The organism is Bacillus sp. SRB_331 (genome assembly GCF_003264175.1).
GTDB classification, from domain to species: Bacteria; Bacillota; Bacilli; order Bacillales; family Bacillaceae_G; genus Bacillus_A; species Bacillus_A mycoides.
The window spans coordinates 1-12,265 of the sequence record NZ_NADV01000033.1 but is presented as its reverse complement, the minus strand read 5'-3'; the positions used below and the strand labels follow the sequence as shown (position 1 = coordinate 12,265).

14 protein-coding genes and 1 pseudogene are annotated in these 12,265 nt (G+C 34.1%); 10 read left to right on the top strand and 5 right to left on the bottom strand.

Annotation, left to right across the window (positions count from 1 at the left end):
- The first annotated feature begins 241 nt into the window (after positions 1-241).
- Both B5P42_RS22630 and B5P42_RS32890 read left to right on the top strand, forming a co-directional pair.
- Complete coding sequence (locus tag B5P42_RS22630; RefSeq protein WP_113735289.1) at positions 242-934, top strand: hypothetical protein; 693 nt, start codon at positions 242-244, stop codon at positions 932-934.
- A gap of 163 nt (positions 935-1,097) precedes the next feature.
- Positions 1,098-1,355 (top strand): hypothetical protein, encoded by a 258-nt coding sequence (locus tag B5P42_RS32890; RefSeq protein WP_113735288.1) that lies wholly within the window; start codon positions 1,098-1,100, stop codon positions 1,353-1,355.
- A gap of 112 nt (positions 1,356-1,467) precedes the next feature.
- Here the strand turns inward: B5P42_RS32890 and B5P42_RS22620 are convergent, their stop codons facing one another.
- Complete coding sequence (locus tag B5P42_RS22620; RefSeq protein WP_113735287.1) at positions 1,468-2,433, bottom strand: quinone oxidoreductase family protein; 966 nt, start codon at positions 2,431-2,433, stop codon at positions 1,468-1,470.
- 123 nt (positions 2,434-2,556) lie between these two features.
- Here B5P42_RS22620 and B5P42_RS22615 point away from each other — a divergent pair, with 123 nt between their 5' ends.
- A complete protein-coding gene (locus B5P42_RS22615) occupies positions 2,557-3,450 on the top strand; it encodes a LysR family transcriptional regulator (RefSeq protein WP_113735286.1) in 894 nt (297 codons plus the stop codon).
- A gap of 86 nt (positions 3,451-3,536) precedes the next feature.
- Here B5P42_RS22615 and B5P42_RS22610 read toward each other — a convergent pair whose 3' ends face one another.
- Positions 3,537-4,070 (bottom strand): GNAT family N-acetyltransferase, encoded by a 534-nt coding sequence (locus tag B5P42_RS22610; RefSeq protein WP_113735285.1) that lies wholly within the window; start codon positions 4,068-4,070, stop codon positions 3,537-3,539.
- 525 nt (positions 4,071-4,595) lie between these two features.
- Positions 4,596-5,084 carry a DinB family protein gene (locus B5P42_RS22605; protein WP_113735284.1) on the bottom strand — a complete coding sequence of 163 codons (489 nt, stop codon included), beginning with the start codon at positions 5,082-5,084 and terminating at the stop codon, positions 4,596-4,598.
- Positions 5,085-5,289: 205 nt separating this feature from the next.
- Between B5P42_RS22605 and B5P42_RS22600 the strand changes: the two genes are divergently transcribed.
- The gene (locus B5P42_RS22600) at positions 5,290-5,745 is read left to right on the top strand and encodes a DinB family protein (RefSeq protein ID WP_113735283.1); all 456 of its coding nucleotides are present in this window, start codon (positions 5,290-5,292) and stop codon (positions 5,743-5,745) included.
- Between the two features lie 131 nt (positions 5,746-5,876).
- Here B5P42_RS22600 and B5P42_RS33430 read toward each other — a convergent pair.
- Both B5P42_RS33430 and B5P42_RS22590 read right to left on the bottom strand, forming a co-directional pair.
- Positions 5,877-6,256 (bottom strand): annotated as a pseudogene (locus tag B5P42_RS33430) (hypothetical protein).
- Between the two features lie 136 nt (positions 6,257-6,392).
- Positions 6,393-7,157, bottom strand: coding sequence for a DUF817 domain-containing protein (locus tag B5P42_RS22590; protein WP_113735282.1), 765 nt, complete (start codon positions 7,155-7,157; stop codon positions 6,393-6,395).
- 276 nt (positions 7,158-7,433) lie between these two features.
- Here B5P42_RS22590 and B5P42_RS22585 point away from each other — a divergent pair, with 276 nt between their 5' ends.
- From B5P42_RS22585 to B5P42_RS22560, 6 genes are all read left to right on the top strand, one after another.
- A complete protein-coding gene (locus B5P42_RS22585; protein ID WP_002128403.1) occupies positions 7,434-8,468 on the top strand; it encodes a FecCD family ABC transporter permease in 1,035 nt (344 codons plus the stop codon).
- Positions 8,469-9,485 (top strand): FecCD family ABC transporter permease, encoded by a 1,017-nt coding sequence (locus B5P42_RS22580; protein WP_113735281.1) that lies wholly within the window; start codon positions 8,469-8,471, stop codon positions 9,483-9,485.
- A gap of 21 nt (positions 9,486-9,506) precedes the next feature.
- On the top strand, positions 9,507-10,415 hold the full coding sequence (locus B5P42_RS22575; RefSeq protein ID WP_113735280.1) for an iron-hydroxamate ABC transporter substrate-binding protein: 909 nt from the start codon (positions 9,507-9,509) through the stop codon (positions 10,413-10,415).
- 224 nt (positions 10,416-10,639) lie between these two features.
- Positions 10,640-11,191, top strand: a complete 552-nt coding sequence (locus tag B5P42_RS22570) for a GNAT family N-acetyltransferase (RefSeq protein ID WP_113735279.1) — start codon at positions 10,640-10,642, stop codon at positions 11,189-11,191.
- A 79-nt stretch (positions 11,192-11,270) separates the two neighbouring features.
- On the top strand, positions 11,271-11,630 hold the full coding sequence (locus tag B5P42_RS22565) for a nuclear transport factor 2 family protein (protein ID WP_113735278.1): 360 nt from the start codon (positions 11,271-11,273) through the stop codon (positions 11,628-11,630).
- A gap of 364 nt (positions 11,631-11,994) precedes the next feature.
- Positions 11,995-12,222 (top strand): coiled-coil domain-containing protein, encoded by a 228-nt coding sequence (locus B5P42_RS22560; protein ID WP_002161008.1) that lies wholly within the window; start codon positions 11,995-11,997, stop codon positions 12,220-12,222.
- Positions 12,223-12,265 lie beyond the last annotated feature (43 nt).

The window sequence follows — 12,265 nt, the reverse complement described above, 5'->3', positions numbered from 1 at the left end:
TTCTATAGGGTACATTTTAAAAACTAGCTTCCTTTTTATTTTTCAGTATATCATTCATTAATTTTAAACGGAATATTCTGTTAAAAACGAACTATGAAAATTATTGTAATGGTATAATTACAGAGTAGGAACAACAAATTAGTTTGCAGTGTATTGGAGGGACATTAGTCTAGCCTTACATTTCATCTCGGAATCTAAAGTAAGTATACGAGAAATAAAACAAAGTAAGGAATGTGTGAATATGGATCGAATATATTTTGTGGACAACCCGTGGCCTAATGGTCATCGAATTGTTAATTTTAAGTGGAGTGCACATTTTAAATATGCAGAGGAAGAAGAGTTAAATGGTATGGCTGGTTTGTATTTTGATTTGCATTTAGAGACCGCGGATTATGATGAGGAAGATTTGGATGAAGAAGATGAAGAGAATGAGGAAGAAGATGATTGGCACGCTAAGATTGTATGGAACAACTTCCATAGATGCACTTTGTCATCAGAAGAATGGGATTTTAAAGGGTTTCGTGTAGGAAGTGATGAGGCGCCTTTTAATTTGGATATGCTAAACGGGAAGAGATTTGCAATTGATTTTTTATCGGAAGATGAGCAGAAGGACTTAGATTTAGAGTTAACTGCATTTGACGTTTATTTACTTGGACATGATGCGTCAGCCTTTCATAATATTAAGTTTACTAGATTAGAAGGGCAGACATATCAAATTGAATGGAAAGGGAAATTGGCACTAGCGTATATTGGTGATTATGAATTTAAATATGATTTTCATACACTAATTTCCTCAACATCATTTAGTGGAATTAATATTCCTAATGACATAAATGATCATGAGGCGTATGTTTTGCTAAAAAGATTTGTTAGTAATCCAGTATTGTTTGAATTGCAACATGATAATGGGGATAGACGATTTATAATTAAATAAAAATATATTGTTGCATTTTTGAAATATATGAGTAAAAGGCTACCGTATTCGACATAGCTAATAACTTCGGTGCCGGAAAACTTAAAGAAAATGATACATAGTATGTGATTTATGTTCAGTTCTAAGAAGAAAAGAATATTAACAATTATATGGAGAAGTGATTATGTTGATTAAATTCGTTCATTTGTTATTTGGAAAACCGTGTGAAAAAGGTGATTCGTTCCAAACTAAGTTTCCACGGCTTATTTATTGGAGTGCAGTTGTATTTTATTTTTTTGGAATGCTATTATTTGGGATTTTTTCTTTTATTGATACTGTATTTATTGGATCGTTGATATCGGGAGGTTTGTTTTTTCCTTTAATATTTAGATTCATTTATTTTATAAACTTAAAAATGAGGGGCCTAGAAAGAGAAGTATAGACAGAAAAAATATAAATAACAGGGTAATTGAAAAGAAGCGAAATTGAACATTAATAATATTTAAAAAGGAAGCAATGGAATATATTCTAGCTTCCTTTTTAAATGGGAACGATTAAGGGATTAATAAAATCTTCCCTGTACTTTTTCTGCTCTCTAATAATTCATGAGCACGGGCACCTTCTCGTAAAGAGAATGTAGTAGGACTTGCGATCTTTAATTTTTCGGCCGTAATCCATTCGAATAATTGAGAGGAGCGTTCTTTTCTCTCTTCATAAGATGTAAGCACGTTCCAAAGGTCTCCGCCAGTTAAAGTTTTCGAAGTATCCATAAGCATACGCGGATCAACGGGCGCAGGATTACCACCGGCCATTCCGTAAAATACGACAGTACCACCAGTTTTAGTTGCGCTAAAACTTTCCTCTAATGTAGAACCTACTGATTCATATACAACATTTACTCCATCACCGTTTGTTATTTCAACTACTTTTGTATGCCATGCTTCAGTATATAAAAATACGTGATCAGCACCAGCTAACGTGGCTATCTGTGCTTTTTCCTTTGATGACGTTAGGCCGATTGCTTTTCCACCTAGTAGTTTAATTATTTGAATAAGAAGTTGCCCAACACCACCAGCTGCAGCATGTACTAAAGCTATATCACCTTGTTTTATTTGATAGCTATCTTTCGTTAAATAATGTGCTGTTAGACCTTGCAATAAGACAGAAGCCGCTGTTTCAAAAGAGATAGAATCTGGAAGCTTAATTGCTTTCTCAGATGGAACAGCAACTAGCTCTGCATTTGCGAATGGTACGTCAGCAAATGCAATGCGATCTCCGGGACTGATCGTAGTAACGTCAGCTCCTACTTTTTCAACAATACCAGCGCCTTCATAGCCTAATATATAAGGCGGGTTACCAGCGAGATGATAATCGCCGCGGCGTCTATAAATATCAGCGAAATTTAAACCGATTGCTTTCGTGCGGACAAGAATTTCGTTTGAATTTATGATTGGATCATTTAGTTCTTTATATTGTAGTACATCCGGATTTCCGAACTGTTCGAAACAAAGTGCTTTCATATGGAATACCTCCATTTTTATTGTTTGTCGATGCTCTTTATCATACAATACAAATATCAATAGACAAAGAGGATTATTTCGATAAAATCAATCGGAAATATCGATTGAAAAGAGGGACGATAAATGGAGATAAAACAATTAATTACATTTAAAGTAGCGGCAGACACTTTGAATTTTACGCAAACTGCGAAGAAATTGAACTTTGCTCAATCGAGTGTAACGGCGCAAATTAAAACGTTAGAGGCTGAGCTCGGTACGCCATTATTTGAAAGATTAGGAAAACGTCTTTTCTTAACTGAAGCAGGCAGGAAGTTTCAACTATATGCTGATAAGATGATTGCACTCAGTAACGAAGCGAAAATGGCTGTGAAAGATGATGAGGAAATAGCGGGTACGTTAATAATCGGTGCACAAGAAAGTCAATGTACATATAGGCTTCCATCTATATTAAAGAAATTTAAAGCACAATTTCCGCAAATAAAACTTATATTTAAACCAGCGCATTCCAATAAAGATACGAAGGAACAATTGATGGAGGGGAAAGTAGATCTTGTATTTATTTTGGACGAGTGTAAAACAGAAGATGTTTTGCATGTGGAACCACTTATGAAAGAAGAATTAAAAGTAGTATCTGCTCCAGGGCATCGTTTACTCGAGCAAACTTCTGTTTCTATAAAAGATTTAGAGAAGGAAACACTTTTATTAACAGAACTAGGGTGTTCATATCGGACTTTATTTGAAGAGTTATTTCGTACAGAAGATGTATATCCGGCAAATAAGATCGAGTTTGTTAGTGTCGAGGCAATTAAACAATGTGTCATTGCAGATTTAGGTATAGCCGTGTTACCAGCTATAGTAGTAGAAAAAGATATACGAGAAGGGACGATAAAAGAGTTACATTTAGAAAATGAAATCTCTCCGATTTATACACAAATCGCTTGGCATAAAGATAAATGGATGACAGCGCCGTTGCAGCAATTTATTGATGTAACGAGGGAGTCTTTTACAAGAGATTAAGTGGAGAAATATTTGTTTCAAATGAAAGGGAAATAGCATTTTTGTATAGGGAGAACCGATGCTTGAATGAAATAAGTATCGGTTCTTTATAGTATATTTTTATAATCACTTTTAAGTATGGCCATAATAATTTCATCCGAGCATTTACCGTTATAAAATAAGGATTGACGTAATGTTCCTTCTTTTACAAACCCAATCTTTTCATAAGCTCTAATTCCACGTGAATTATGGCTAAATACTTCTAACTGTAAACGATTTAATGTGAGTTGTTCAAAAACAAAGCTTAAAACTATTTTCATAGCTTCAGTTCCGTAGCCTTTTCCTGTTAATGCAATAGAAAGCATCGATATTCTGAATCCTGCTCTTTGATTCTCCTCATCGATATCTAAAATCGACAACTCTCCAATCATTTCGTCAGTGCTTTTTAAACAAATAGCGAAATCATAGCGACTTGAATCATTATTTATATTATCTATATGGATCTTAATTTGCTCTAATGAAAAAGTAGGCTTGGTTCCAGTCATGTATCTTATTTCTTCATCCATTGTACTTTCTAATATAATGGGCGCATATAGCTTACAAAGAGGTCTTAAATAAATTCTTTCACTCTCTAATTTCATTATAATTTTCTCCTTAATGTTATTAATCTAAATGGAATAAAAGTTTTATAAATAGTTAAAATTTTTCCGCTTAATTTTTAAAGCAGTTTAACTATGTGTTACAGCAGCACGGTAAGTATATAACTCCTCTTTGAATCATATAAAAACTCCCGGGAATTGTATTTGATGTATTGCTTGAAAAATATGAGTCTTACTCCGATATTACATGGATTTTATAATCGTAGGATATACCTAAAACAAATAATAAAAGTTTTATACACAATAAAATGTAACATTAAAATTTTTAATAATACTGTTACTATTGCTTTTCATTCCACTTTTAAATGAACATGAATTTCGTGTAGATATTAAACTAATCAATACGTACACGACACAAACATAACTAAATATAATAAAAGTCTTCAAGTTTGTGTCGCAAGGAAATTTACAAAACTATAAAACAACATCAAAAGTAATGAAGGGACTTTCCTTTACATAAATAATGTTAGCGACAGTTATAGTAGTTTATTTTTTAGAACAATTGAATTAACAAAGGTCTGTATCAGGAGGAGTATATCCGAGATGACGAGCCATTGATACAATTTGTCCTTTATGATGAAATTCATGTGTCTCCGTATGAGTTAAAAGCCATAGCGGAGTTGTGCTCCAAGGTTCTTTTTGCCATTTTACTTCATTTGCTATATTTTCAAGCCAGCGGTCATTGTATTCATCTAAAAAATGTTGTACAGTTTCATCTACTAACTTAAATCTATCACGGACTTTCGCGACATCTGCATGTTCAATTTCATAATCGCTAGCAAATGAAAAATCCGCTCGTTTTTGGTTACATGCGAATGATCCAAGCCAGTATCGATAGCAATCAGCTACATGAATATGGGTTTTTATAATGCTGCCACTTCCGAAGTTAGGAACCGTACTGTGCAATTTTTCTTGTGGAATTTCTTCCAAAAATGTAAATAGATTTTCTCTTGTAGAACTAATAAGATGATATTGTTGTTTTAAAACATCTAACATGTAATTACACTCCTCTTTTGTTTACTGAAAATATTTGCGCTGTAAGTAATTCTATATTTACGAGGGTTGTACCTTTTTTATCGAAGTGCGTTAAGCATATTAGGTGTATTTCTTAATTATTTCTGATAGATTAAACAAAGTGAAACTTTATTCAGTGGAACATTCTCAGCTGATAATAAATTGTACATAAAAGGGGAACGATAGAGTGAATAGACTAGTTGGTTTAAAACAATTTGAAATAACACGCGGTGCATTACTTAAATTTATGGAAACATTAGATGATAAAACTGCGGATACGCAGCCGGAGGGCTTTAATAATACAATTCGCTGGCATATTGGTCACGTGTTAAGTGCAGCAGAAACTTTTATGTTTGGAAGAGAGTTTAAACATTTACCAAGCGAATATCCAGGTATGTTTGGATATGGATCAAGACCATCTAAATGGGAAACAGAAGGACCAGCATTAGAAGTGTTAAAGTCTCAGTTACAAGAGCAAGCGAAGCGTATTCATGAAATTCCAGCAGAAGCATTTGATAATAAACTTCCAGAGCCATTCTTAGGATTGGAAACAGTAGGGGAGCTTTATGGTATGATGCTTTATCATGAAGCTGATCATATTGGTCAAATGAAGGCGATGGAACGTATTATTAAAGCTCTATAGATTTGAAAAAGCTAAAAAAACGAAATCCTAATTGGATTTCGTTTTTTTATTGAGCAAGTAGAGAAGATTAGTTGTTTCTAATATGTATTTACATAATGGTTATTGAAAGGGTAGTTAAGACTAATATTAACTTAATTAGAGTCTAATATCTCAAGTTTCTTAGCTAACACCCAACCACTTAGACCATAAGATGCACAAATGTTGTAATAAACATAAGTCTCTTTTATCAATGTTTCCTCTAATTCTGTAATATTATCATAAGGCATTGGCCAACAATAGTTTTTTTGTTCCTCTAATAATTTCTTATTCTCTTGAAAAAATCTAGAAGTCGACCCTCGTCTATATTAAAAATAATGCTAGAACTTAGATGGGTTTCAAAAAAGTGTGCTAAGAAACCAGAAAAAATTATATTTACATTCCTTCCTGATTCAGTAAGGGTGTGTATATGAATTTCTTCTTTCTCAAGATTAACTTGGTACGAAACAATGATATTATCGTGAACACTTACCATAATTTCACTCCCTAAAGTATAGATGTTTTATTTTTGTTTCTGCAATAGTATTTTTCCTTATTGTTACATTTGAGAAAACGGATGTGTTCAGATTTTTGGATGTACATGATATTCATATACATCCAAAAATGCCCCATTATCCTTTCGACTGCTTCAAATGTTTGAGCTGCGTAACAATCATAATGCTAATGACAACGAGTAAAAACCAGGAGCTAATTTTGCTTAAGTGAACGAGGTTCCATGTTTCCTGTTGATTTGGATATTGCCATGCTCCGAAGAAGGTAGCGATGTTTTCCGCAATCCAAATAAAGAATCCGATAAGGAAAAAGGAGAAAACGAGCGGCATTTTATATGTAACGCCTTGTAATGAAAATTCCACAAATGTCCGAAAGAAAATAATGAATAATAGTAAAGTTAATACCCATCTAAAGTCATATAGAAAATGATGTGTGAAAAAATTGAAGTAAATCATAGCGCCTAATGGTACTGCAAAAATAGCTTTCGGCCAATTATACATTTGTAAATGCAATCTTCTCCACGCTTGGCATATGTAACTTGCGACGCTTGCGTACATAAAACCGCTGTAAAGCGGAACTCCGAAAACTTTTGAATACGCCTCTTCAGGATAACTCCATGATCCAAAGTGCACTTTATATATTTCTAGTAAAAGTCCAATTAAATGAAAAACAGTAATTACTTTTAGTTCGTCCTTCGTTTCAAGTCCCGTTTTATACATTATATATTGCATAAGAAGACATACGATAAGTATGCAATCATAGCGATATATCCCTGGGATAGAAATGATTTTTGAAAGGGCTAATGTTAAAAAAATAATGACTGGGAACAAACAGGATAATGCTTGTTCATAAGTAAAATAGAGTAGTTGTTTTACATGAAACATTTCTTCACCTTCGATATGTTTATTTGAAAAGTCAAAATAATAACTCAGTATACTATAAATTTGAAGATATAACATCGCACAATTTTGCATGTATTTGTAAGTTTTAGAAGGGAATTGTAATAAGTGTTTTAATATTTTAACAAAGTAAAAAAATAGTTTGCTATTTAAAAAAAGTGGGGATATAATATCTAAATGAAAATGATAATTATTATCAATAATGATTATAAATAAAAAATAATTATAAAAAAGAACTGAATATAAAGGATGAAATGAAACATGTTACATAAGTCTACTGTACATGCTGGCAATAATCGCTGGATACATATTAAGTTCATATGTTTCATGAGCTTAACAATTATATGTTTAATTGGAGCTATATTTTTAGCCGTTGCATTTGGTGCAAAGGATATCCATTTGCAAACTGTGTGGGCAGCGGTTTTTGATTATAATCCGAAATTAACACAGCATCAAATTATTTATGAATTAAGGCTCCCAAGGGTAATTGGCGCAGCAGTTGTAGGAGCTGCTTTTGCAGTCGCTGGAGCTGTTATGCAAGGGGTAACACGAAATCCTTTAGCTGATGCAGGTGTACTTGGAATAAATGCAGGTGCGATGTTTGTAGTAGCACTTAGCTTTGCTTTTTTCCCGCATATGCCGTATTCCTATTTAATGATTGTCTCCTTTATTGGAGCAGTTTTAAGTACAGTACTCATTTTTATTATTGGATCAGCAACATCAGGCGGGCTAACGCCGATGAGGTTAACGATTGCAGGGGCAGTTATGGCCGCGCTTTTACATTCGTTAAGTTCAGGTGTCGCGATTTATTATGACTTAAGCCAAGATTTAGCGTTTTGGTATGCTGGTGGTGTTGCGGGGGTTAAGTGGGAACACTTGAAATTTTTAGTGCCTATTATTCTCATAACAATTGTTTTTGCGACAGCGCTAGGGCGATCTATTTCACTCATATCCATGGGGGATGATGTCGCTACAAATTTAGGTGTAAAAACGAACCGAACGAGAATACTCGGGATGATTATGGTAGTGATTCTAGCAGGTGTTTCTGTTTCAGCTGTTGGTTCCATTGGATTTGTAGGATTGGTCATCCCGCACATCGCTAGAAAATTAGTAGGTGTTAATTATCAACTTATTATTCCTATGTCAGCATTATTAGGAGCTATTTTATTAGTTTTAGCTGATTTAGGAGCAAGAACAGTAAATCCTCCTAAAGAACTTGCGATAGGAATTATGGTAGCTCTTGTTGGAGTTCCGTTCTTCCTTTATATAGCACGTAAAGTTGGGAGGGAGTTATAAGTGAAGGATCTTTTTAGCACGGATAAAAAGAGAGCTATTACTGTAACTACAATTTTCGGATGTATAAGTATCGCTGTAATTTTGATTAGCTTAAATACGGGAACGCTGAGCATCGCACCGCTCAAAGTAATTCAAACGCTTTTTGGCTATGGTGATTTTGAGAGTGCAACCGTGCTATACGATTATCGTATGCCAAGAATTATAATCACAATGTTAGCTGGTATTGGCCTTGGAGTTTCCGGTGCGATTTTGCAAGGATTATCTCGGAATGCTCTCGCAGATCCTGGTATTCTCGGATTACACTCAGGTGCATCTTTCGGGCTTATTGTATTTGTTACTTTCTTTCATTCTATTAACGAGAGTGCATCGATTTTAATACCGTTATTTACATTTGGCGGAGGAGTGTTAGCTGCATTTCTTATTGTTTTGCTTGCGAGTGATCGGTCGAAAGGTTTACTTCCCATTAGACTTATTCTTGTTGGTATTGCAGTTTCAGCTGGTTTTAGTGCACTTTCGTTATTTTTCTCGCTCAAGTTAAATGATGAGACGTATACATTCGCTTCTAGGTGGTTAGTTGGTAACGTGTGGGGAAGAGATTGGATTCATGTCCTAGCATTATTACCTTGGATTTTGATACTAACTCCGTACGTATGGCTGAAATCTAAAACGTTAAATGCACTGTCACTAGGTGATAGTGTAGCAGCAGGACTTGGTGTATCTGTTCAAAAAGAACGGTTACTACTTTTAGCTACAGCGGTAGGATTGTCTTGTGCAAGTGTATCAATGGCAGGGGGAATTGGCTTTATCGGCTTAGTTTCTCCGCATATCGCAAGAAAGTTAGTAGGTAGTACATATCAACATTTCCTTCCGTTAGCTGGCATAATTGGAATGATTATTTTAGTACTCGCGGATACGATAGGGCGATCTTTATTTGAGCCAAACTCTATTCCAGCTGGTGTGGTAGTAGCGGCTTTAGGAGCGCCGTATTTTCTTTATTTACTTACAAAAACAAAATAAATACTTCAAAGAGGAGAACATATGAAAAAGAAACTTTCCATTTTATTTAGCATTATGTGTATTTTAGTATTAGCAGCATGTGGTCAAACGAAATCTAGTGAAGAGGCAACTAAAAAAACGGAAAAAAGTAATGATCCAAAAATTGCTTCAATGTCTATTCATTTAACGAACAATTTACTTGCATTAGGAATTACACCAGTAGGTTCTGTAATTGGTGGAGATTTAAAAGATTTCTTACCACACGCAAAAGAGCAGCTGAAAGATACGAAGAAACTTGGCGTTGTAACAGATCCTAATATGGAAGCATTACTTCAATTAAAACCATCTGAAATTTATGTTGATGAAAAATATTCTGGCAAAGATTTAGCGAAATACGAAAAAATTGCAAAAACACATTCTTTCAATTTAGATGAAGGTACGTGGAGAGATCATTTAAAGCAAGTTGGTAAGCTTGTAAACCGTGAGAAAGAAGCAGATAAATATATTCAAGACTATGAAGAGCAATCAAAACGAGTGAAAAGTTTAATAGATAAAGAACTAGGTAATAACGAAAAAGTAATGGCAATTCGCGTTACTGCTAAAGAATTACGTGTATTTAGTACGAAAAGACCGATGGGACCAATTTTATTCCAAGACTTAGGGTTACAACCTGCAAATGGTGTAGAGAAAATTGATGGTAACCGTCCTTTCGAAGTGATTTCACAAGAAGTATTACCTGACTTTGATGCAGATGCGATTTTTGTTGTCGTAAATAGAGACGATAAAGCAAAAGAAGCATTTAAACAGCTGCAAGAAACACCAATTTGGAAAGATTTAAAAGCTGTAAAAGGTAAGCACGTATACATTATTAATGATCAACCATGGCTTGACTATTCTGCTTTAGGAAATAAAATGGCGATGGATGAAGCGGAGAAAATGTTTACGAAATAATACAGTTTTATTGTTAGGAAAGGCCCTCTAAATTTGAGGGTCTTTTTATTGTTATTATTGTTAGAATAAACGAAAAATTATACAATGAAGTTAATTCAATGTAGAGGAGATGTGCCGATGTCAGCGCTTATTGTAAGTATCCCGTTAATACAACAGTATATGGAACAAGGGGATAAATAGGCTAGAATTATTGTCCCCGCTATTTAAAAAAGGGGGAGTTTGAAATGACGATGAATCTTTTTCAAAATAAAACTATTAAATTATCAGCTATTAGAGAAGCAGATGCTGAAGTAATGGTTATGTGGCAAGAGGATAGTGAATATTTAAGAAATGTAGATACAGACTTAGCATTCCCGCAATCATTACATGAAATATCAAATGATGGGTTATTAAAGGGACGGAGATCCAATAGTGTTTCTTTCATGTTAAGAACAGTTCAAGATGATCGCTTAATTGGTTTTGTTGCAATTCACGGCATAGAGTGGAATAACAGAACAGGTTTATTAGCATTTGGTATAGGAGATGCAAATGATAGAGGAAAAGGATACGGGAGAGAAGCAATATATCTTATTTTAAAATATGCTTTCTATGAAATGAATTTGCACCGGGTTGGCCTTGATGTTATTTCTTATAATAAAGCTGCCATTGCGTTGTATAAAAAGATGGGTTTTCAAATGGAAGGGTGTATGAGAGAAGCAGTTCAGCGAGATGGAAAGTGTTTTGATCGTATGATTATGGGGATATTGCGGGATGAATGGATAGAGCTGAAGAACTAGCAAAAACATACAGAATAATTGTGTAGTGTAGAATGAAAAGTTTTAATATTTGGGTAATAACAAGCTGAGGAGTGTACTAATGGAAGGTTTATCTTCATTAAGAGAATGTTTATATCAGCTAGAGGAACGATTACTTAAACCAGGGGTTCGCACATCTCAAAAGGAGCTTAAAAAGATACTTGCCGCTGATTTTTTTGAGTTTGGGAGTTCTGGTAAAGTTTTATATAAAAATGAGGATATCGATAAAAATGGAATTGGTGTGGTAAAAATGACTTTGAGTGATTTTGAAGTACATCCATTATCCAAAGATGTAGCATTAACTACTTATCGAATATTCAATGAAATAAATAATCAACACTCGTTACGTAGTTCGATATGGAAATTTAGAGAAGGAAGATGGCAAATTTCTTTTCATCAAGGTACACCTGCTAAATTTTAATGAAACTTTTTGTATGAAAAAGAAACTATAAAGAATAAAATTGTTGAATATATTAGTCAAATATATATAAAGGACTAATGAAAGTTGTCTTTCTAAAATATCTAAATTTGTTCTTAAAAGGGTCTTGTTAATAAAAGTACATTTCATATTATATGTAGTATGCAGGAGATATAACGGTAATTGGCGAAATTTCACAGTGAACTGATTGAATTTATCCCGCATTAACGGGCAGTAAAATTCCCACCTCAAAATTCAGGTGGGAGATCAACTGCCCGTAAACGCCCGATTGGTTCAACTAATAATCAGTGGGGGATGAACAAAATCCCCACTGATTAAAGTTTCACTTTATAAGGAGTTATGCAAAATGAATTTAGAAAAAACAAAACCAGTAAACGAAGAGGTCGCTGAATTAAAAGAACTAATTAAAGAATTACATGGAAGTGTACATCAACTTCAAAGTGAAGTGCAGCAACTAAGGCACGAAAGACCAGTTGTTGAAGTGAGAAAAGGTGTTCAACTATCACCAACAATCATCGGACAAATTGGTGGTATGATTTTAGGTGGATTAGCAATTATAGGTATATTTTGGTGATGAAAAAAGGTTTGTAGCATAGTAATCTGTACCCTTTGTAAAG